Source organism: Mucilaginibacter sp. PAMB04274 (assembly GCF_039634385.2).
Lineage (GTDB): Bacteria > Bacteroidota > Bacteroidia > Sphingobacteriales > Sphingobacteriaceae > Mucilaginibacter.
Genome location: NZ_CP155081.2, coordinates 4724454 through 4745657 on the forward strand (window position 1 = coordinate 4724454; position 21204 = coordinate 4745657).

18 protein-coding genes are annotated in these 21204 nt (G+C 43.5%); 11 read left to right on the forward strand and 7 right to left on the reverse strand.

Going from position 1 to position 21204, the window contains the following annotated elements:
• Positions 1 to 204: 204 nt before the first annotated feature.
• Both ABDD95_RS20110 and ABDD95_RS20115 read right to left on the reverse strand, forming a co-directional pair.
• Positions 205 to 564, reverse strand: a complete 360-nt coding sequence (locus ABDD95_RS20110) for a response regulator (RefSeq protein WP_345949144.1) — start codon at positions 562 to 564, stop codon at positions 205 to 207.
• 106 nt (positions 565 to 670) lie between these two features.
• Positions 671 to 2158 carry an alpha-amylase gene (locus tag ABDD95_RS20115; RefSeq protein ID WP_345949145.1) on the reverse strand — a complete coding sequence of 496 codons (1488 nt, stop codon included), beginning with the start codon at positions 2156 to 2158 and terminating at the stop codon, positions 671 to 673.
• Positions 2159 to 2553: 395 nt separating this feature from the next.
• Between ABDD95_RS20115 and ABDD95_RS20120 the strand changes: the two genes are divergently transcribed.
• From ABDD95_RS20120 to ABDD95_RS20145, 6 genes are all read left to right on the forward strand, one after another.
• Positions 2554 to 3756, forward strand: a complete 1203-nt coding sequence (locus tag ABDD95_RS20120; RefSeq protein ID WP_345949146.1) for an MFS transporter — start codon at positions 2554 to 2556, stop codon at positions 3754 to 3756.
• Between the two features lie 9 nt (positions 3757 to 3765).
• A complete protein-coding gene (locus tag ABDD95_RS20125; RefSeq protein ID WP_345949147.1) occupies positions 3766 to 4353 on the forward strand; it encodes a Crp/Fnr family transcriptional regulator in 588 nt (195 codons plus the stop codon).
• 201 nt (positions 4354 to 4554) lie between these two features.
• Positions 4555 to 5532 carry an AAA family ATPase gene (locus ABDD95_RS20130; protein ID WP_345949148.1) on the forward strand — a complete coding sequence of 326 codons (978 nt, stop codon included), beginning with the start codon at positions 4555 to 4557 and terminating at the stop codon, positions 5530 to 5532.
• A complete protein-coding gene (locus ABDD95_RS20135) occupies positions 5532 to 8075 on the forward strand; it encodes a S8 family peptidase (RefSeq protein ID WP_345949149.1) in 2544 nt (847 codons plus the stop codon). The genes ABDD95_RS20130 and ABDD95_RS20135 overlap by 1 nt, the downstream gene beginning before the upstream one ends.
• 176 nt (positions 8076 to 8251) lie before the next feature.
• Complete coding sequence (locus ABDD95_RS20140; protein WP_345949150.1) at positions 8252 to 9481, forward strand: RNA-directed DNA polymerase; 1230 nt, start codon at positions 8252 to 8254, stop codon at positions 9479 to 9481.
• 42 nt (positions 9482 to 9523) lie between these two features.
• Complete coding sequence (locus tag ABDD95_RS20145) at positions 9524 to 9955, forward strand: hypothetical protein (RefSeq protein WP_345949151.1); 432 nt, start codon at positions 9524 to 9526, stop codon at positions 9953 to 9955.
• 41 nt (positions 9956 to 9996) lie between these two features.
• Here ABDD95_RS20145 and ABDD95_RS20150 read toward each other — a convergent pair whose 3' ends face one another.
• The 4 genes from ABDD95_RS20150 to ABDD95_RS20165 form a co-directional block, all read right to left on the reverse strand.
• Entirely contained in the window at positions 9997 to 10776 is a 780-nt protein-coding gene (locus ABDD95_RS20150) for a hypothetical protein (protein WP_345949152.1), read from the reverse strand.
• Positions 10769 to 11914: a hypothetical protein gene (locus tag ABDD95_RS20155; protein WP_345949153.1), complete on the reverse strand. Its 1146-nt coding sequence runs from the start codon at positions 11912 to 11914 to the stop codon at positions 10769 to 10771. The genes ABDD95_RS20150 and ABDD95_RS20155 overlap by 8 nt, the downstream gene beginning before the upstream one ends.
• Positions 11915 to 12022: 108 nt before the next feature.
• Positions 12023 to 12904, reverse strand: coding sequence for a hypothetical protein (locus tag ABDD95_RS20160; protein WP_345949154.1), 882 nt, complete (start codon positions 12902 to 12904; stop codon positions 12023 to 12025).
• A gap of 10 nt (positions 12905 to 12914) precedes the next feature.
• A complete protein-coding gene (locus ABDD95_RS20165; protein ID WP_345949155.1) occupies positions 12915 to 13097 on the reverse strand; it encodes a hypothetical protein in 183 nt (60 codons plus the stop codon).
• A gap of 1066 nt (positions 13098 to 14163) precedes the next feature.
• Between ABDD95_RS20165 and mobC (ABDD95_RS20170) the strand changes: the two genes are divergently transcribed.
• The 3 genes from mobC (ABDD95_RS20170) to mobC (ABDD95_RS20180) are packed head-to-tail and all read left to right on the forward strand — an operon-like array spanning position 14164 to position 17917.
• Positions 14164 to 14574, forward strand: coding sequence for a plasmid mobilization relaxosome protein MobC (gene mobC, locus ABDD95_RS20170; RefSeq protein WP_345949156.1), 411 nt, complete (start codon positions 14164 to 14166; stop codon positions 14572 to 14574).
• Entirely contained in the window at positions 14556 to 15821 is a 1266-nt protein-coding gene (locus ABDD95_RS20175) for a relaxase/mobilization nuclease domain-containing protein (RefSeq protein ID WP_345949157.1), read from the forward strand. Before mobC (ABDD95_RS20170) ends, ABDD95_RS20175 begins: the two co-directional genes overlap by 19 nt.
• A 29-nt stretch (positions 15822 to 15850) precedes the next feature.
• The gene (gene mobC / locus ABDD95_RS20180; protein ID WP_345949158.1) at positions 15851 to 17917 is read left to right on the forward strand and encodes a conjugal transfer protein MobC; all 2067 of its coding nucleotides are present in this window, start codon (positions 15851 to 15853) and stop codon (positions 17915 to 17917) included.
• Positions 17918 to 18096: 179 nt separating this feature from the next.
• Here mobC (ABDD95_RS20180) and ABDD95_RS20185 read toward each other — a convergent pair whose 3' ends face one another.
• Positions 18097 to 19185, reverse strand: a complete 1089-nt coding sequence (locus ABDD95_RS20185) for a TlpA disulfide reductase family protein (protein WP_345949159.1) — start codon at positions 19183 to 19185, stop codon at positions 18097 to 18099.
• Positions 19186 to 19369: 184 nt separating this feature from the next.
• Between ABDD95_RS20185 and ABDD95_RS20190 the strand changes: the two genes are divergently transcribed.
• Both ABDD95_RS20190 and ABDD95_RS20195 read left to right on the forward strand, forming a co-directional pair.
• Positions 19370 to 20449 (forward strand): histidine kinase, encoded by a 1080-nt coding sequence (locus ABDD95_RS20190; RefSeq protein ID WP_345949160.1) that lies wholly within the window; start codon positions 19370 to 19372, stop codon positions 20447 to 20449.
• Positions 20446 to 21120, forward strand: coding sequence for a LytTR family DNA-binding domain-containing protein (locus ABDD95_RS20195; RefSeq protein WP_345949161.1), 675 nt, complete (start codon positions 20446 to 20448; stop codon positions 21118 to 21120). Before ABDD95_RS20190 ends, ABDD95_RS20195 begins: the two co-directional genes overlap by 4 nt.
• The last annotated feature ends 84 nt before the right edge of the window (positions 21121 to 21204 follow it).

Consider the following 21204-nt stretch of genomic DNA (forward strand, 5'->3'; position numbering starts at 1 on the left):
CAGGTGTTAGTGGTTTTCTGTTCTTTAACATTAGCCGTCCGTTTGTGACCAAAGCTTTCAAAAACGTTAGGTAAACAGGATGAGTCAATTTTTTTTCCGAACCATTTTTAGCAATCGAATAGCTATCAGAGGATTATAGGGCATTAAAACTTTAATGCAAGTTGAATTTTTAAGCTTGGTACGCAAACTCTTCTTCTCAAATGACTACAGCAATCCGGCAACGGTTATCAGTAAATGCGCGTTGTCGAATGGTTTATCAACGATCTTGTCAGCGCCGTAATCGCCCAATGATTCCAAAAGTTTTCCATATCCCGACAAAATGATGACGGGTATATGCGATGTACGTTCATCCCGTTTTAGGGTGGCGCAGTACTCCCCGCCATTGATGCCCTCAAGTATATAATCTGTGATGATCAGGTCAGGTTGATTATCGATCACGAGCTTAACGATGTCGCTGGCTTCTGTTCTTGCAGTAACCTTGTAGCCTTCATCGGTAAGGATCGAGCTCAGAACATCTGCGATATCGGGGCTATCTTCTATAATTAAAATTCTTTGTCCGGTCATATTTAAACATTGCGGCATTCGACTTTACTCCGGATTCTACAAAGAAACGACAATCGTATATCGCCTTTCCAAGAATACTTATCGGATGGTTTGACGGTTGCTATCATCATTCTTTTAAGGTCCAAACGCTAACAGAGCCGGCATTCACTTTAAATTCTGCCCAGCCGTCTTCATTAACGACGATATCCTCCGCCATCTTTCCAAGCTGATCAATCATACTTTTGCCTGCAAACTCCCTACCAATCTCCATGTACTTGTTGCCGGCTTCTCCGTTGGAAATAAGCACCGCGCAACCTGATCCGGGTCTGTCTACAACACCGCTCCTTGTCCAGCCAATGCAATTCGGGTGATCAAAATAATCCCGTTGCTCGCCATAAGCCAGGTTTTTCCGGGAATACAAAAGAGCCTCCAGTTCGTCAACCTTATTCAGTGTTACCTTATAGTCCTCACCGTCGCCGCCGGTATCCTGGTAATGTGAACCATATAAGTCTGAGTAAAACAGACAGGGATATCCGTCAGCCCGCAGCAGGATCAGCGCATAGGCCAGTGGCCTGAACCAGCCTTCTACCGGTTGTTCCAGTGACTGTAAGGGTTGGGTGTCGTGATTCTCCACGAGCGTTACAGCCAGCATCGGGTTGGTTTGTACCAGCGTACCATCGAAGATGGTGCACAGGTTATATTCGTTTCCGGATTTAGATGCTTTGTGAAAATTAGCCTGAAGCGGTGCGTCGAATAAAGACATCCGCCCTTCAGTGGCATCAATATAGCTAACCATAGAAGGGAGATCGTACGGCGCCCAGTATTCACCTACCGTGAAAAGTTCCTTGCCGTATTCCGCTCTCATAAAATCCAGCCATTCATTGTAGAACTGCGGATCCATATGCTTGATCGCATCCAGTCGGAACCCATCCATTTGCACGGTATCATAAAACCATTTACCCCAGCGCTTGAACTCTCCCCGCACATTCGGGTTACGAAAGTCGATATCACAAAGCATCAGGTAATCGTAATTGCCGTTTTCGTTATCCATTACGTCCTGCCAGCCTTCACCATATTGATTCTGAATACTGAATATGGCGCTTTCTTCATTACCGGCATCCCAGTCTACACCTGCGAAGCACTGATGATCCCATACGAACTGCGAATACTGGCCTTGACGTCCGGGGAAAGTAAATTTGGTGAAAGCCTCGATCTGGTAGGGCTCACTGATGAACTCATTACGACTGGTTGGTTCCACTTTACGCACGGTGATTGTTTCTTTTTCGTCAGCACCACCCATATGGTTCAACACCAGATCACAATAGACGCGCAAACCCGCTTGCTTACCTGCCGCAACCGCATCAATCAATTCCTGTTTGGTTCCGTATTTGGTAGCGACAGATCCTTTCTGGTCAAACTCGCCCAGGTCATAGAGGTCATAAGAATCGTACCCGTTTGACTGGTTGCCTTCCATACCTTTATGCGCCGGAGGCAGCCATACAGATTCGATCCCCATATCTTTCAGGCGCTGCGCTTCCGCTGCAAATTGCTTCCATAAGCTACCGTCTGCCGGGTAATACCATTCGAAGAACTGCAACATTGTAAAGTTTTCCATAGGAGAATGTGCCGTTTGCTATCGGCATGGCAAAATAACCCAAACAGCCGTACAATGTTTGATGAGTAAATGCTTTGAGGATGCATCGAAATTATCTCTTTAATAATAGCGGATATTTCAATAGCTTCTCAGATCGTAACAGACTTTTTAGTTACTTATTATGCAAACTTAATTTTATAAGCATTAAACTTCACAATGTTAGACCAAGGACTGAAAATTGGAAGAATTAAATGGTATCCTGTCTTGATCCTCAAACGCTGCGAAGCGAGCAATACCTATAAAGCATTATACAATCAGATCAATATATCAATAGGCCATCAATGTGTATTTATTGACCTGCATCAATCTTTAGGTAAAGCTATTGCGATAACTTTGTCGAAAAAAAAGCGGTTCCTATGTCGTCAACACAACAGAGAAATATTACACTTAACAAATGCCTGGCTATAGTATTTTCCATCATATTTTTTGAGTTCCTCATCATGGGGGTTTCGCTTGGAACACTTCCGGAATATGTTCACCGTAACTTAGGTTATAATAACATTACAGTTGGGCTGGTTATTGGTCTTCAATATTTAGCCACCTTACTGACGCGCCATCTGGCAGGCGAATCCGCAGATACAAAGGGTGGTCAAATAACCGTATCTATCGGCTTAGGCTTATCCGCGCTCTCCGGATTTTTTTGTCTATTGTCTTTATGGTTCAATTCCTACCACCTAAGTAGTCTAGTATTATTGTTGATAGGAAGAATCTTACTAGGCATAGGTGAAAGTTACCTGGTCATCGGCATTTTTGCCTGGGGTTTCCGACTGGTCGGTCAAAAAAACACCGGTAAGGTCATGGTTTGGAATGGCTTAGGAATGCACGGCGGCATGGCGCTTGGTGCCCCTTTAGGCATTTTGCTTCAGACCAAAATGGGCTTGAGCATCTCTTTTGCAGCGATCATGCTTCTGCCTCTCATTAGTTTTTTAATAACGAATTTACTGCCAAAAATATCCATGCAGGATCTGGAAAAAAGACTTCCCTTTTATAAAGCTATAAAACTGGTGTGGCGAGCCGGAAGCGGACTGGCGCTGGCCAGCATCGGCTTTAGCGGTATAGCTTCATTTATCACCCTGTACTTTTTGCAAAGGGGCTGGGCAGATGCCTCCCTGGCTCTTAGTGCATTTGGAGCAGGCTATATCGTTATGCGCCTGTTTTTTGCTCACTTTCCCGACAAATTTGGCGGGGCAAGAGTGGCTATCTTTTGCCTGACTATCGAGGCTGCTGGTCAATTGTTGATCTGGCAGGCGCCGAATGGGATATTTGCAATGGTAGGGGCCATACTAACAGGTTGTGGCATGTCATTAGTATTTCCATCCTTCGGGCAACTAGCCATTAAAAAGGTTTCCGCTGATAACCGGGGGATGGCAATGGCCGCCTATAACGCCTTCTTTGATCTGGGTATGGGCGTTACGGCACCAATTGCTGGTCTTATTGCAGGTGGCGTACATTATGAATACATTTATCTTTTAGGCGGAATCGCAGCGATCATTGGTATGGTACTGGCCACCCGTGAATTTTTTAATGATAAAGCAGCTGTGGTCATAGCCAATCTTTAATTTTGTTGAGTGAATACAATAAGCAAGGATCAGCTAAGATCCTATATTAACAATGTCGTTTATCTAACAGAGGAACAGATAGCGTTGGTGCTAAGCTTTTTCAAGCCAAGCCGGCACCTCAAATATGAGGTTTTGGTAGAAATAGGTAGGGTAAACCAGTTTATGAATTTCATTGACAGAGGCTGTGTACGTTTCTATTTTATTCGGGAAGACGGACTGGATATGACGCGTAATATTGCCTTTGAAAATGAATTTGCTACGGGACTGGCCAGCTTTATTTCTGGGGAGCCATCCATGGAAGCATTGCAGACTCTGGAAGAAACCAACTTGTTAAGAATTAGCAGGCAGGATTTTTATTATTTGCTAAATGTTATACCTGCATGGGAAAAGTTCTTTAGAAACTACCTGGAATATGCTTACATGAACAATTTGAAGATCTACCAGCGGGAAATCATGAAAGATGCATCAGCGCGTTATAAAGAATTACTGCGTTTTAACCCTAAGGTCATTCAACGCCTATCAAACAAAATAGTAGCTTCCTTCTTGAACATGTCGCCAGAAACATTGAGCCGTCTTAAATCTAAAGCTGACCTGTAGCTTTAATGAATAGATAATTAGTGATGATAATGTTCAGTTATCCTTTATACATCTTATCGAGCGGCCATCGTGCTCGGGCATATCTGCAACAAAAGCAGTTGCAAATACGTTAAACTAAATAAATCAGTAGGTTTATCCTTTATATTGTTAAAATTACTTATCTTCAAGGCTACAATCCTACTTTATCATTAACTTTGCGCAATGGCGGCTGCGGAACAAATTAAGAGTTTGATCAAATCATTCGGAGAGGGTGATGAGGATCGTTTTTTCTCTTCAGCTATACAAATAGCTGCTTCTGAAGCTCGTCAGGGCCATAACAACATTGCAGCCGAGCTAAGGGATTTGATTGATCTGGCCAAAAAGAAAAGGTCACATCATGTTTTAGACCGAAATAAAACTATTCATTTATCCCCTCAGAAACGCGAGCTTGCAGAATTAATCGATATTTTCCAGCCACAGATTTCGCTTAAGGATATGGTTCTAGAACCAGAATTACGGACTACTCTTACACGGGTAATCGATGAGCAGCGAAAATCAGAGATATTGCGTAAGCACAACCTTTACCCGCAGCGCAAGCTGTTATTAATGGGGCCTCCGGGCTGTGGCAAGACGATGACCGCCGAGGCCATCGCCGGTGAACTGGGCATTCCGGTATTTATCGTAAGACTGGACGGAATTATGTCGAAGTTTATGGGAGAATCCATTGTCAAGCTTCGTTTAATCTTCGATTCGATGCCATCACAGCGTGCTGTTTATCTGTTTGACGAATTTGATTCTATTGGTTCCCATCGACACTTGAGTCAAGACGTCGGCGAAGTAAAGCGGGTACTCAACAGTTTCCTGATCAATATTGAAAAAGATCAAAGTGAGAGTATTATCATTGCCGCTACCAATCTTCCTGATTCGTTGGACAAGGCTTTGTTTCGCCGCTTTGATGAAGTGATCAGATATCCACTTCCTACAATAGAGGAAGCTGCGCAGATCTTACGAGATAAAACCCTATTCTTTGACTTCGACGAAACTCCCGATTTTGAACGTCTAGCTGAAGTTGCTGAAAACTTAAATTATTCAGATCTGGCGAAAGCCTGTGAAGAGGTAATTAAGGATATGATTTTGAACGACAGAAATTCATTATCTTTATCTTTACTTAACCAAGCCCTTCACAAGAAACAGATCTAATGCCAGTTATTCCAAACTTACCGCACATCAAACTCGAAGGATTTTCATCCAGCGAGGACTATCAGTATCCACGCGTTGTTGTTGACCCGTTTAGCATTGCCAATCAAAACCGGGGGATTCATGGAGCGTCCATCCGGGCGCAGCTTAATCAGCTGCAACAGGAGTTTGAACAGTTGCAAAACGAGCCGCTTCCGCCGAACATTGTTCAGGACGAGTCCATCTACGTTGAATTTGTTTCCGAATGGAATTTTCCGCTGAGTTTTTCCAGTCTTCATAATGATACGGCAAGGCCCAAGTACCAGATTCTGAAGGTTGTTAAGGAAGTAGATGATGATGAAGTTCCGTCGGAGCGATTCCGGACGCTGGTCATGATGACCAAAGGCGGTATCAGTCATTTTATTAAGCACGTAGAGGAGTATCTTGATCCTTCAAAAGACAATTCCAAAACAGATGAGAACGGACAGGTAGTCAACACCGGACCCAAGCATAATAAGCTTTTCGCGAATCTTAGCCTGATCCAAATGGCTACCCTTCAGGAGTTTTGGAGTGACGGTTTGTTATTACCCTTTCCGGATGCCGACGAAGAGCGATGGTGGGAAATCTGGTTCAGAAGGACCGACAATGATGTATTCCGGACGAGGCGCGTTATGGATAACCTGCGTGAGGTCGGCGCGCAGGTAGGTAATTCGCTCTTGACATTCCCGGAACATACGGTGCGGTTGGTTAAAGCTACTGCGAGCCAGTTATCCTCTTCGCTTTTGCTGCTGGATAACCTCGCCGAATTGCGTAATCCCCAGGAAACAGCGGAATGTTTTACGAGAGAAGGATTAATAGGCAGGGAGCAATGGATTCAGGACCTAGTTGACAGGACTGATGCCGATATCAATGAAAACTCCGTTTTGATCTGTCTGCTTGATAGCGGCGTTAATAACCTTCACCCCCTGATCCAACCGTTCTTGCCAAACGGAAGAATGTATGCTTACAATACGGCCTGGGGGAACCACGATAGCTGGGACAGGGGCGGTCACGGAACAGGTATGGCGGGACTTGCTTTATACGGAGACCTGACAGATGCATTCACTTCCCCTGCCCGGATCCGCATACGACATGGTTTAGAATCTTTCAAGGTCAAACAATTCGACGTAGAAAACGATCCTGAATTATACGGTGTAATCACCCAGAATGCCGTGAATCTTCCGGCCAGTGTGCAACCTGATAACCGCCGGATTTTCTGCCTGAGTGTTACTAATCCTGATTTTGCATTTCGTGGCCGGCCGTCTTCCTGGTCGGCAATGATCGATAAACTGGCATTTGGAAATGCGGAAAACTTTGAACCTGAGCAGTTGTTCGTTATTAGCGGAGGAAACGTCTATACCAATAACCATGCAGATTACACGGATCTCAACGATACTTCCAGCATCCATGATCCCGGCCAATCTTATAACGCGCTTACAGTCGGCACTTTCACGATGAAGGACCGCCTGAATCCCGCTCAAAATCCGGGGTTCAGCTTGCTTGCTCCGAGAGGTGGGATGTCCCCTTCAAACTCAACTTCACTTATTTGGGAAAACCAATGGCCTATCAAACCCGACATTGTCCTCGAAGGTGGTAATATGACGACGAATAGAATAAACGTTTCGAGCGCCGATGAACTTCAGCTAATCAGCACTAGTAAACGGCTCGATCAGGGCTTTCAGTTTTTTGGCGATACGAGTGGAGCGGCAGCACTCGCGTCAAAAATGGCTGCCGAGATTGCTACGCATTACCCTGACCTCTGGCCTGAAACGATTCGGGCATTAATTGTTCACTCTGCGGAATATTCACCGGCAATGCTGGGCAATGCAAGAAATTTCCCAACAGGCGGGAACGATAAAAGAGTGTTGTTAAGAAGGTTCGGTCACGGTGTGCCAAATCTCGACCGGGCGCTTCATTCGGCGTCCAATAACCTGCATTTGGTGATTGAGCGCCAGATCCAGCCTTTTCAACAGGTCGGCAAGGATGCTGCGAAATATAATGATTACCACTTGTTTCAGCTGCCATGGCCAACGGCTATTCTCATGAATGAGCTGGCCGCGCTCAATGTTAGGTTGAAAATCACCCTTTCGTATTTTATTGAGCCTAATCCGGGAAACCGAAAGTGGGTTAGCAACTTTCAATATCATTCACATGGGCTGGATTTCATGCTAATTAAGCCTACCGAAGATTTAGATACGTTCAAAAGACGGGTTTCTAAAGCATCGGAAGAAGATGCCGACGAAAATGACGTCATCAACCGGGAGGGTGAACAATGGTCGCTTAAATCAGCAAGAAACCGAGGCAGCTTAAAAAAGGATTTCATCACAACTTCTGGAGCGGACTTGGCCCTGCAGCACGTAATTGCAGTGTATCCCAAAAACGGGTGGTATAAAACCCGAAAGTCTCTGAACAAGGCCAATACGACTATACGTTACAGTCTGATCATCTCAATTGAAACTAAAGAAACAGAAAGCAATATTTATAATAATGTTTTGACGCAAATCGCGGTACAGATACCTGGCAATTGAATAGCACTATCGAGTCCGGTAAGCAACTGGTATTATAGCAACTATTGTGCTGATTGGATTTTTTCGGTAGCCTCGGGGGTTTACAGCGCATAAATTTCAAGTGTAATTCATCAAAAAGAATTACTGTTTGTAATACGGGCTCAAAACCGATATTTAGTAAAACCTTACCATATCATATGCAATTAGCGAACCTATTAGTTAAAGGATATTTCCCAGAAGAGTTATTACCTCCGTTTACGACGGAGGACCTGCCAAGCGTTCTACCCAAAGTACTACCTGATCTTGATGAACTCGATCCAATTAGCGGCAATAAAAAAAGGATTATAACCAAATCAATCGCCTATTCCATTCCGAAAATAAAAGGTTACCGCCGAAACCTAGGCATACCACATCCTTTGCATTATATCCGGCTGGCCAATACAATTGTTGAAAATTGGGGCGACATCCTAACGCATTGCAGCCAATCTTTTGTAACGATGTCGCCTATAACGACCAAAGCGACATCTGCACGTTCCATATTAAAACCGAGTTTTAAGAATACTGTCCGAAAAAAAATCATCCGATCGACTGGGTATCGTTATTTGCTGAAGGTCGATATTGCAAAATTTTACAGCTCAATTTACACCCACAGTATTCCCTGGGCGCTACATACTAAAGATGTTGCCAAACAACACCGAAAAAGAAATACGCATTTTGGCAACGCACTCGATGAAGACAGCCGCAAACTGCAGGACGGGCAAACTGTAGGATTACCCATTGGACCTGACACCAGTCGTATCATTTCGGAAATCATCCTCGTTGCCATAGACAAAGAAATGAAAAGCCGTTTAGGATACGTGCAGGGCGTACGCGTAGTGGATGATTATCACTTGTATTTTAAAACGCACGGTGACTTGGAAAAAGGGCGGGCCGTGATTCATAAAGCTTTGAAAGATTACGAGCTGGAGCTTAACCAAAATAAAGAACTTTTACTAGAGCTACCCGAGGTGATAGAGAACGAATGGTTCAGCGAGATCAGGGAATTCAAATTTCGCAATCGTTGGAACTACCAGCGCACGGATATTATCACGTTCTTTGACACAGTCATTACCTACGCCAAAAAGTTTCCAGATGAATTGGTACTGACATACGCTATGTCAAAGTTGCGGTTCACGGTATTTAATGTAAAGAATTGGAAAATCCTGCAGTCGCTGATGCTGAATGCCTTGCTGATTGAACCCAAGATATTGCCATATGTTGCACAGAATCTCATCGGCTATTATAAAAAGGGGTTCAATATAAATGAATCCGCGATAAAGGACGCACTGGAGCAATTCATTATCTACCATTCTGATCTTTCTAATGATTTTGAGATTTCCCGGGCCTTGTGGATCCTGAAATCCCTAAAAATTGAAATATCCGAATAGATCGGAAAAGTGCTCTCGAAAAACGAAAACCCTGTGGTTATCATGACCATATTGGATATACACCATCAGGGCTATTTACCGAAGGGACTGGATACCACCGCCTGGCAAAAACTTTTATCCGCGGACAATTTAAATAATAAGTATTGGCTGTTGGCTTACGAAGCTAAAATGAACGGCTGGCTTTCTTCTCCTGATGATTATTTGGAGGAAGATGCATTTTTCAAAATACTAAAGGACAAAGAGGTTTCTTTTTATAAACCGGGTCGTGTTCAGGATTTGTCGAAAATCAGAGTCAGTCTCGCTCCTGATTATTTCGAGGACGACGCTGAACCAGAAGATGATGATCATGACGCGGATAGTGTCTATACAAGTGTCGATCAGAAGAGGGCACCAGCAATACAAGCGGCAGCGCCGCCACCGCCACCTGCAGTGGCAGTACCGGATTTTACGGATGACGATGATCTGCCTTTTTGATTCGGCCGATGCAGGTGCCATCTGCACAGACTAAACAAATTTCACGACTGGCGGTATTTTCGCGACAGTAAAACATCATCGCAAAGCTTAATCAGGATGACGATAAACGTTCGTAGGAAGTATAGATAATCCATTTCCTGTCGTTTAACATCGCGTCCATGGGAGCCATGCAGGTATTTATTGCGCAGGTCCAGCCCGTTACTAAACCCCTTCGCATTAAGATAAAAATTTAGGTAACTGGTCTCTTCCTTTGTTAGCAGACTGTCTGAAGTCTCGAGCAGGCCTTCGTCTGTCATCCGGTCGATTGCCGCCCTTAGTTTCGGCGAGTAATGCCAGTAACTGATATGCCCGTTTTCGAATAAACGGCCTGCAATAAATATCATAACTGGATCAACCATTTCAAGTACGCCTTCCTCGTTGACAGTCAGGTAGCCATCGCCGATAAAACGCTCGATATAGGGTTGTTGGTAATCCTCAAAATCGGTTTTCAACATTGGCTTAGTGGCGAGCGCATGGAAAACCGTCTCATCGTCGCCTCTCTCACCGCGCCCGGCCAGCACACTGTTCGGATTAAAAAAGATCGCCTGCAATTCAAGAATCGTCCTTTGTGCGCTGAACAGGTATTTTTTAGACATCATACTTGGCACATCGCTGAGATTAAGCGGTGTTGAATCCATCTGCAAAAGCTCATGATCTATATCACCGTCATTTACAAAAGCTCTGTATTGTTTCAGAAGATATTCCATCTCTGGCGCTAGTAGGCGAATCTTCTCAAACGCAGATAAGTCCGCATGTGGCATTTTGAAGATCAGGTTAGCCATACCTGAGTTTTTCTTTAGAGAAATCATTGATAAAACCATCGATGACAACTTCGATAGAACGACCTCGTTCTTTGAGATAATGACCGAAAATACCGAGCTGCGCCATAGATAGCATATTCTTTTTAGCGAAAACCATTCCGGTCATATACTCACTTTTTGACTGCGTGAACAATTTCTCCAACTGATTCATCTCCGAAAGAAGGCTGACCAGTGTGATCAGCCCTTCTTTGTCTGAGTACAAAAAAAGATTACTGAACACAAGAAACAATTCAAGGTCACTATGCAGCGAATCAAAGTATTTGCCGCCGTAAACCGCCATTGTGCCGTCATCATCGGTCTCGAAAGTCACCGCTTCATCCTGATCCTTATTCAAAGCAGCACCCATGATGAACCGGATTGCATTAGGACCGTTTAAGATGGGCTCCTTGATTGTTCCGGCAAGCTGCTTTGCCTTCAGCCTAATACGGGGAGATAGCTTCAGTTGTCTGGCATGCTTTACCAGTTCGACAAAATTGAGGTTTGGTTCCTCCGAATCGAGGTAAGCATTGATGATCCTTTCTTTATCGGCATCCGTCAGGATTTTGGGGAAATACCATGCAGGAGGCTCGCCCGTATGTTTCTGTTCATAATAAGAAAGTAGGAGCTCCGCGCTTTCTTCGGCGTTCAATAAAAACGCATGTACTTCTGCGTTGTAAAACTGAACTAGTTTTTCCAGGGACAGAATATACCGGATGTGACGGGTATGATCATTCAACAATTCTGCAAAGAGTGTTTTATCCACCCGCTTATAAATTTCTAAATAGCGGAATAACTGCCAAAAATTAGACCGGTTGCTGAATTCTAGTTCTCCTATCACCCAGCTGAAATCTGCGGCAGAAAGGCCAATAAGAAATATTCTTGTCGCCTGAATCGCCTCCTGCACTTTTGCCTGATAAATCAACTTTTTGTCGTCAGACCAACGCGTCAGATAAAACCCGCTTTCAAAATGCTGGTGGACATGATGAAATTCCAGCAGGTCGTTTAAATCCATTGCGGAAAAATCGTGTTCTTGCTCCAGTAATCTTTCAGCTTTCTCCAGCATATGCGGGATCATCATATCATGTTTTGAGAAGAATTCAACGCGGTTAGGCCTGCTCATTATTAAAGTTGTTTAGTATTCAATACTTATAAATATGAATCGATTGTCAAGATCGCGGCTAAAATTACTTTAATTATCGTGACATAGTCAGGGGAGCAGACTGATAACTTAAGCTAAAAACTCGGCAAAGCTAATCACATTATCACCCAATAGCATTTTAAAGATGCGGTCGTCGCTGACCAACTTTCTTCCGCCAAAATCTTTAAAGTAAAGTAAATGCGTTAAATCTGAAAAGTCGTTCTTAGCCGGAAGATCGTGATTACAAACTTTTATAATACTATATTGGGACATCGCACTTACATAAGGGTTGATCAATCCGTTATAGGTTTCAAAAATATCTTCTACGGGAAAAACTTTTTCTGGAACCTTTTTTGCCATCATAGCAGCTAATGCATTGATGGTGACAGCATGGTTCCTCTCGGGAAATCTGTCAAAAAAAGCTTTCAATTCCTTAAGGGTATTAAGTTTGTATTTTACGCCATCAACTGTCATCGAATTGGACTCTGGGTTCGCATTTAAACTGTCTTTGATAAAAGCATTGCCCATCATACTTCGTAAGACAAACATCATGTTCATTTCATCGTCGATAGCTTTAAAATAAGCGTGGCCATACACGTTAACATAAGCAGCCGAGGCGCAATATTCCACGTAGTTTTCAGAATCCTTCAAAGCAATTAGGAGATTCATCAACCATTGCCTCCGGTCATCCTTGAACTCATAGTCTTCAAAAATGTCAAAACTGTCAAAAATGATTTCTTCCGGCATTCCCCAGTCAATAATCATTTTACGCACAAAAATCTGGCTTACAATTGACTTCCGACGTTGATATGATTTTGGATCCTGAATTCCGGAAACCAATTCAATAAGCGTCAGTATTGAAATGAGAGAACTAGTCAATTTTTCGTCAGGAATTCTTTTGATGTTGTAGACAACATTTGTATCAAGATAATAGCGCATTATTTCAACATCCTTAAATATGTGATTCTTCAAAATGCTCCCTTTAATGTGCTGCTGTCCAATTCTCAAAATTGATCAAATCAGCGCGGCCAATGGTGGTATATGACAGCCACTCGTTATTCAAACCATCAAACTCAAATGTTACATTGGGGTTAATGGAAGCAGGGTAAGTTTTGAGTTCATCATATGCACTGATACTCAACTTAAAGAACATGATCTTCGACAATATTTCTGCTATTTTCTGATTATCTATTTCCGCCGGTTGGTGTCCCTAAGTTGAAGGAGATTTTTGGGAACTTCTCTCAGTAAGGAAAAAGCATGCGCGAAGAATTGATTAGGCCCAAAATCAAATTCAGGGGTCAATAGAATATATTGTATCTGCGTTCGCACAGTGACGATATGCGATCCGGGGAAACGTGCCTGCTCAATAACTTTCATTTTAAGGTTTATGGGAGATTGCAAGATAAACAAATTTGTGATCTTGAATTACAGTCGTCCACAAATGCAAACAGGATTCTCGCTTTAGCATTGTAGCAAATAAGACAATACTGCCGAACCAACCTTCCTGAACCCAAACTTGTCACCGAATCCGATACTGGTCAACTCAAATGAGGTTAACCGATTTTCGAAGAAAAATTTACGTTAATAAGCTCTATTGTTTAGCACATGCTACTGGTGTTTAACGACCAACAATAGATAACTATTTATTATCTATCAATTACGTCTTAATTGGTTAAGCTTAGGATTCTGTTAAATATAGAAAGCAATTTGATTCTAAAAGTCAGCCATTCCGATGAAAATTGACCAGCTAAGATTTTAAGCTTTGACTACCCTTACAATATAGGCATTGTCAATCAATAGATTGAGTTGAAACATTCTGAACTAATTAAAACTATTATTCCCTATATAAAAATCATGACACCTTTGATCCATTAAATGCAATGTATCATGATTCACAACACTTTCATCAATAGAAGATTTCTGCAAATAGTTCAGCCCCTGTTTGGAGAACCAAGAAGTAATCTTGGCAAACAGTCAGCTCTTGGCCCTATCCACTATGCTCATTAGAATACTACTGAAAATCAAGTAAGCCAAGCCCCAAGAGGTTCGATTTAAAAGTCTAATCAAAATACAAGAAATCAGTTCCGCGAATGCCGGGGCAAAGCGCTGTTGGCAATCGCCAGATTGCAGCAAAGATGTACGTTTGTCCACAAACGGATCTTTGCTGCCTGCCGCAGTGGCTTACCGGGGTTCGGAACTCACCCCTTTTATGAGTCTTTAAATATTTCTCTATGGAAGCAGCAATCAACTTAAAAAAAGAAGAACGTTTCACTCATCCGGTTAGAACAAGGGTAACGCCGTCCGTTTATCAACGGTTGGAAAAGTTAATCGAAAAAGGTGATTGCCACAGTATCGGTGAGGTCAGCCGCAAGATTTTATCCAACGAACAGATCAAGGTTTTTCATGTCGATGCCTCGCTTAACAGTGTGATGGAGGAGCTTGCGCTAGTCCGGAAAGAACTTAAAGCCATAGGTGTAAATATCAACCAAATCACTAAAGCATTTCATAGTAGCCGTAACGAAAGCGCCAAAAGTTTCTATGCGCTTAAAGTTGCTGAACGCTATGAAATTGTAGGAAAGAAAGTAGACGGCTTACTTGAGATCGTCGCCCAACTGGCAGAAAAATGGTTGCAAAAATCGTGAGCGGAAAGCAGATACGCGGAGTCTTACATTATAATGAGAGCAAAGTTACTGCAGGCCAGGCACAGCTCATTATGGCCAGCGGTTTTGCCGGCGAGATTGACAGGATGAGCTTCGATAATAAACTCATACGTTTTGAAAATTTGACGATGACAAATGTGAAAGTAAAAACCAATGCTTTGCACATCTCCTTGAATTTTGACTCGAGTGAAAAACTGGATATTGGCACCATGCAGGCTATTGCTAATACCTACATGGATAAGATCGGATTTGGTGAGCAGCCTTTCCTCGTCTACCGGCATGCGGATGCGGCACACAATCACATGCACATCGTCACGACTAATATTCAGCCTGGTGGTAAGCGAATCCCATTGCACAACATTGGGCTCTTAATATCGGAGCCCGCCCGGAAAGAGATTGAGAAAGAGTTTAATCTTATCCCAGCCGAGAGCAAAACATTCAAGCAGCAACCTGCCATAAAATCTACTGATATAGAAAAGGCCACCTACGGTCGTCTTCCAACCAAGCGGGCAATAAGTAATGTCGTTGGGGCAGTTATGAGTCAGTACAAGTATACATCTTTAGCCGAGTTCAACGCCGTACTCAGGCAGTTCAATATTGTTGCCGACCGTGGCAAAGAAGACTCGATGATGTACCAGAAAAAGGGCTTGGTTTATTCCCTATTGGATAGTGGGGGAAACAAAGTTGGTGTGCCTATCAAGGCCAGTGCCTTTTACAGCAAACCGACTTTAATGAACCTTGAACAAAATTTTGAGCACAATATAGAAAAACGCAAGCCTTACCGGGAGGGTCTCAAAGCAGCAATAGAAAAGGTCTTTTTAAACTTTAACAGTATCACAAAAGCCACTTTTATTGCTGAACTGCGAAAGCAGAACATCCTAGCCTCATTTAGGCAGAATGATCAAGGACTGACCTATGGTTTGACCTTCATTGATCATACCAATAAAACCGTATTCAAAGGTAGCGATTTGGGAAAACCCTATAGTGCAGGTGGTTTAATGCAACGGTTCGGCGACATGGACCAACCTTTAGGATTTGCAAATAACAACTTTATTGGACAGACTTCTAAATCCAATTATCTTACTATCAAGGATGAGGAGCCAGAGACAAAGTATCTCCAACCGGACGCTTTTGAACGGCAACTAATGACCTTAATGGGTAATAACAAAGGTGATGGCGCTCCGCTCGCGCCACGTAAGAAAAAGAAAAAGCGAAGTCTCGGCCGATAACAAATTTTATTATTCACAAAGGAGGGCATATGCAAACCGGAGAAGATACACAAGGATTACGCAAGATCATCGACTTTACCCGCTTGATCAGCATATTCATTCTAGCCATCCACTTTTATATTGCCTGCTTTGCTGCTTTTCAGCAATGGCATTGGACAGCAACCATAACAACGCGCATCGTGACTAATATTGCCAGAACAGGGTTGTTTAATAACCTATGGAAGCCTAAGCTAGCGGCGTTATTGATGTTACTGGTTTCGCTGATTGGAGCCAAAGGCAAGAAGGAAGAGCGGATTGATAAACGGACAATTACCGGTTTACTGACCAGCGGTTTACTGCTGTATTTGTTAAGTACCCTATCTTTTTATTTAACTGCGCCGGCAACAGTCGTCGCGATTTTATATATCGGTATTTCCACAACCGGATATCTGCTGATCCTAACCGGCGGCACCCTTTTATCACGATTAATCAAAGTTGGACTTCAAAATGATATCTTCAATACCGAGAATGAGACCTTCCCACAAGAGGAAAGATTGTTGCAAAACGAGTATTCCATCAACCTGCCCGCCACTTACCAATTAAAGAAACAACTCCGCAAAAGCTGGATCAATTTTATCAATCCGTTTCGCGGACTACTGGTCATCGGTACTCCTGGTGCCGGCAAGTCCTATTTCGTTATCCGGCACATTATTACTCAGCATATTAGAAAAGGGTTTACGCTTTTTTTATATGATTTCAAGTATGATGACCTAACGAAGATTGCTTACAACACCTTACTGAATAATACCGATGCTTACAAAATCCGGCCTAAGTTTTATGTGATCAACTTCGATGACCTGTCACGTACCCACCGCTGCAATCCATTGGACCCGCACAGCATGGAAGATATCACCGATGCGACAGAAGCTGCCCGGACCATTATGTTAGGGCTGAATCGGGACTGGATCAAAAAGCAGGGCGACTTTTTTGTCGAGTCTCCTATTAACTTCTTGACGGCTGTTATCTGGTATTTGCGCAGATATAAAAATGGGCGGTACTGTACCTTGCCCCATGTCATTGAGCTTATGCAGGCCGACTATGATCCGCTGTTTGGCGTATTGCAGGAACAGGAAGAAATCAAGGTGCTCATCAATCCTTTTGTGTCGGCATTCCGGAATAACGCAAAAGAACAACTGGAGGGTCAGATCGCATCAGCCAAGATCGGTTTGGCAAGGTTAGCCTCGCCTCAATTATATTATGTGTTGTCAGGCAATGACTTCACCTTAGATGTCAACAATCCTGATGAGCCTAAGATTGTAAGCATGGGCAATAATCCGCAAAGGCTTCAAGTATACGGGGCAGTACTCTCCTTATACATTTCCAGGGTCATTAAGCTGGTTAACCGAAAGAACCAGCAGAAATGCAGCCTGATCTTTGATGAATTTCCTACCATCTATTTTAACAATATGGATAGCCTGATTGCGACTGCACGATCCAACAAAGTAGCAACCACATTGGCGGTGCAGGATTACAGCCAATTGAAAAAAGATTATGGGCGGGAACAGGCAGAAGTCATTATGAATATCGTAGGTAATGTTATCAGCGGCCAGGTTACTGGTGATACAGCCAAACAGCTTTCAGAACGTTTCGGCAAGATCATGCAGGATCGCACCAGTCTATCTATCAACAGCGATGATACTTCCACCAGTAAATCTTTACAATTAGAATACGCTATCCCAGCTTCTAAAATTTCCGGGTTGTCTTCCGGCCAGTTCGTTGGTATGGTTGCTGACGATCCTGAAAATAAGATTGCACTTAAAGTATTTCACAATGAGATACAAAACGACCATGAGGCTATTAAACGAGAAGAAGAGGCGTATCAACCGATTCCCGTTATTCAGGATGTTACCTCAGATTTGATTCAAGATAACTATATTAGGATCAAAGATGATATTAAGCGCTTGTTGCTGGAAGAACTTACTGCTGTAAACGAAAAGAATAAAGCATTAGAGGCTGTTGACCAAGGCTCTGCATCTTCTAATGTTCAAGAACCAGACCAACAGATTAGACCTGAGGCTAACCATAGTGAATCCAACGGCCAAGTCCAATCGTTTTGATTGCGGTAAACTCGTATGTTTTCCAGACAATGATCAGATGAAGGAGCCGAAAATAACAATGATGAGAAGTATGTTAAATCTTTAAAACAAAATACTGAGGAAGATGGTGATGAGACAAAATCAGCAAGTAAATGATTAAAAAAACAATAAGATCGTTACATAGGTCTATTAATATAACCTTAAGGTAGCAGCTTTTCCAGCTGTGTATCCAATGCCCTTCCCCGCAAATTTTTGGCAATAATAATTCCATTTTGATCGATTAAGAAGTTGTTGGGAATGGCTGAAACGCCATACATCAGGGTGGCTTTGTTTTTATCGCCACGCAGATCGCTCACATTTTCCCAGGTAAGCTGATCTTTCTTTACGGCCTGCAGCCACTGGCTTTTATTTTCATCCATGGACACACCCAAGATCGCAAAGCCCTTGTCTTTGAAGCGGGCATAAGTCTGCGCAAGCTGAGGGTTTTCTTCCCGGCAAGGACCGCACCAAGAAGCCCAGAAATCCAGCAAAATGTATTTGCCTCTGATCTGTGATAGCCTGACCACTTTTCCTGCCGTGTTCACTTGTTCAAAGTCGGCATAGTGATCGCCCACTTTTAGATTTTTATTCAATGACAGATAATCGCTGATCTCGCGGCCGTAGCGGGTAGCCTTCATTTCGAGACTCAACTGCTGATAGAGTGCTTGCGTTGTTTCCTTTCCCCAACCGGTTGCATAAATATTCAGAATGTTGGCTGCTACCAGAGAATTCGGATGCTTTCTGACCCATTCTTTCTCCACTTCTTTGCCTTTGTCATTAGCTGCCCTGATGTTTATTAACAGGCTTCTGCGTTCCGTGCTGTCTTTTGTCTTATCTAATATCTGCTCCAGACTGTCAGCTGCCATGCTATGGGGTTTGCGCAACTGGTCAAGCCGCCTGTCCTCATCTTCCGTAGCCGAGCCGCTGATCAAACCCTTTTTGAATTCACCGGCCTTAACGGTTATATTAATAATGGTATTTTCCAGCCAAAAATGCACATAGTTGGTATACTTTGCCGTATGCAGGTATACCGGGACCGCTTTTTCAGTGATCTGACCGGACATGCTGAATTTTCCGCCATTGACACGGCAGGAATCAATCTCTTTATCAGGGGTGGCTGTCCGCAGGTAAAGCCACGTATTGTCCGGTATCCCGGTTACCGTACCGTCGATCCGGTAACCGGGGGCAGTTGGGATAAACGCAAAGGCTGACAAGATACAGGCGGCTAGAAGAAGGAATAGATATTTCATGATGCGGTTAAATAATTTATTCCAAAATTACCTTACAGAAAGATAGCATTTTGTAGAATTAGACCAAGCAGCTGATATTTTCGACGGGGCTTGTACCCGGCAATTTAGTCGAAAAAAAGCAGGGCTTAGTCGAAAAAGCCGCAACGTTCATCTCCGGCCTGGCTAATAATCTCTATTTTGCATCATGAAGGCGATCCATTTTAGAATAAACCGGAAATATTTCTGGATGGAACTTGGCTTCATTCTTTTCATTTCTTTCGCTATCTCGCTGATCAGTGATCTGGAATACAGCGCTTATGAAGAACATGATATTGCCAAATTCAGCAAGGATTTTGGCTACAGGTTGGTGACCGAATCGGTAGCGCTGCTCTGTTACAGCATCTATTACTGGGGATTTCTGAAGGGGTATGTATTCCGGCGTAGCCTCATCGGCGTAATTTTAACCAGCCTGGCTTTTGTAATACTTACCCGTTTCGTTGATAAATATATAACGAACTGGATCCTGATCCACAGCGATTCTATATCGCCCGAATTCCGTAAGCGCGCACTTAAGGAAATGCTTAGTCCAAGGATCTTATTTACTTTCAATTACCCACTGATCTCAACTATTTTTCCATTGACCGGGCTGGCTTTCTTGGTCAGGTCATTCACGCAGGATCAGGACATGAAAGCGCTGAAAGAACAGCAACTGCTTTCGGAACTCAATTACCTGAAGGCCCAGCTTCACCCGCATTTCTTTTTCAATACGATCAATAATATCTATGCGCTCGCGCTCAAGCAATCCACGCAAACCGCCCCCATGGTAGCCCGTCTTGGCGAAATGATGCGTTACATCCTTTATGAAGCCGACCAGCCAACCGTTCCTTTATCCCGGGAACTCACTTTTTTATCCGATTATATGGAGGTGGAAAAGATCCGTTACCAGGCGCATACCAGTATTCAGTTCGACACCCAGGACATCCGGCCGGATTACCGCATAGAGCCGCTGTTATTGCTGCCATTTATCGAAAACGCCTTTAAGCACGGACTGGAGGAAGAAACTCAAAACGGGTTTGTCCATATCGTGATCTGCCAAACTGATCAGGATCTCACCTTACAGGTAGGTAATAGTATTCCGAAGACCGAAAAAAAAGTAGCTGAAGCTGGGATCGGCATTCAGAATGCACGTAAAAGGCTGGATATTTTGTACCCTGACAGGTATCAGCTGCACATCAACGAGACACCTGCATTATACGAAGTGACTTTAATCCTGAGTGGTATATGATCCGGTGTATTCTAGTCGATGACGAGCCTTTGGCGCTGGAGGTACTAGAGCGTTTCATCAGCCGCACACCCCAATTGGAATTAGTCGCCAAATGCGGCAATGCGCTTGATGCTTTTAAGGTGCTGCACGATCAGCAGGTTGACCTGATGTTCCTCGATATCAAAATGCCCGGTATCAACGGCCTGGATTTTGTCAGTTCCCTGAAAGCACCTCCTGCTGTTATCTTCACCACTGCTTTCGCCGAACATGCGGTCAAGGGTTTCGAATTGGAAGCCCTTGACTATCTGCTCAAACCCATCACCTTCGAAAGATTTGAGAAGAGCATCCGCAAGCTGCACAAAATGCACCTTCCCGAACCGGCTAATGTGAAAGACTATACCTATTTCAAGGTGTCCGGCCGGCTGATCAAGATATTCCATGCTGATCTGCTGTATGCACAATCGGTGAAAGATTACATTTTGATCTGCACGAGGACTGGCAACCACCTGACGCACATGACCATGAAATACCTGGCCGGGCTATTGCCGTCTCCCGCTTTTCTGCGGGTTCACCGCTCTTATCTGGTGAACCGCGCCGCGATCAGCCAAGCGGATAAAAACAACGTTCATGTGGGTAAGGAGATCATCCCGGTAGGCGAAAACTATCGCGGCAACCTGGAAAAAATTACCTGACAGCTGACATCTATGATTTGAAAAAAAATTAAACTTTGAAATATCAGTTACGTCTTAAAAAAGTCACTTAACAGGGCATTTAAC

What these genes read in the sequence shown, in the direction of transcription:
- ABDD95_RS20185 (WP_345949159.1), bottom strand. Translation starts at nt 19,185, where the DNA reads ATGAAATATCTATTCCTTCTTCTAGCCGCCTGTATCTTGTCAGCCTTT.
- ABDD95_RS20130 (WP_345949148.1), top strand. Translation starts at nt 4,555, where the DNA reads ATGGCGGCTGCGGAACAAATTAAGAGTTTGATCAAATCATTCGGAGAG.
- ABDD95_RS20175 (WP_345949157.1), top strand. Translation starts at nt 14,556, where the DNA reads ATGGTTGCAAAAATCGTGAGCGGAAAGCAGATACGCGGAGTCTTACAT.
- ABDD95_RS20145 (WP_345949151.1), top strand. Translation starts at nt 9,524, where the DNA reads ATGACCATATTGGATATACACCATCAGGGCTATTTACCGAAGGGACTG.
- ABDD95_RS20155 (WP_345949153.1), bottom strand. Translation starts at nt 11,914, where the DNA reads ATGAGCAGGCCTAACCGCGTTGAATTCTTCTCAAAACATGATATGATG.
- mobC (WP_345949156.1), top strand. Translation starts at nt 14,164, where the DNA reads ATGGAAGCAGCAATCAACTTAAAAAAAGAAGAACGTTTCACTCATCCG.
- ABDD95_RS20115 (WP_345949145.1), bottom strand. Translation starts at nt 2,158, where the DNA reads ATGGAAAACTTTACAATGTTGCAGTTCTTCGAATGGTATTACCCGGCA.
- mobC (WP_345949158.1), top strand. Translation starts at nt 15,851, where the DNA reads ATGCAAACCGGAGAAGATACACAAGGATTACGCAAGATCATCGACTTT.
- ABDD95_RS20150 (WP_345949152.1), bottom strand. Translation starts at nt 10,776, where the DNA reads ATGGCTAACCTGATCTTCAAAATGCCACATGCGGACTTATCTGCGTTT.
- ABDD95_RS20195 (WP_345949161.1), top strand. Translation starts at nt 20,446, where the DNA reads ATGATCCGGTGTATTCTAGTCGATGACGAGCCTTTGGCGCTGGAGGTA.
- ABDD95_RS20140 (WP_345949150.1), top strand. Translation starts at nt 8,252, where the DNA reads ATGCAATTAGCGAACCTATTAGTTAAAGGATATTTCCCAGAAGAGTTA.
- ABDD95_RS20120 (WP_345949146.1), top strand. Translation starts at nt 2,554, where the DNA reads ATGTCGTCAACACAACAGAGAAATATTACACTTAACAAATGCCTGGCT.
- ABDD95_RS20110 (WP_345949144.1), bottom strand. Translation starts at nt 564, where the DNA reads ATGACCGGACAAAGAATTTTAATTATAGAAGATAGCCCCGATATCGCA.
- ABDD95_RS20135 (WP_345949149.1), top strand. Translation starts at nt 5,532, where the DNA reads ATGCCAGTTATTCCAAACTTACCGCACATCAAACTCGAAGGATTTTCA.
- ABDD95_RS20190 (WP_345949160.1), top strand. Translation starts at nt 19,370, where the DNA reads ATGAAGGCGATCCATTTTAGAATAAACCGGAAATATTTCTGGATGGAA.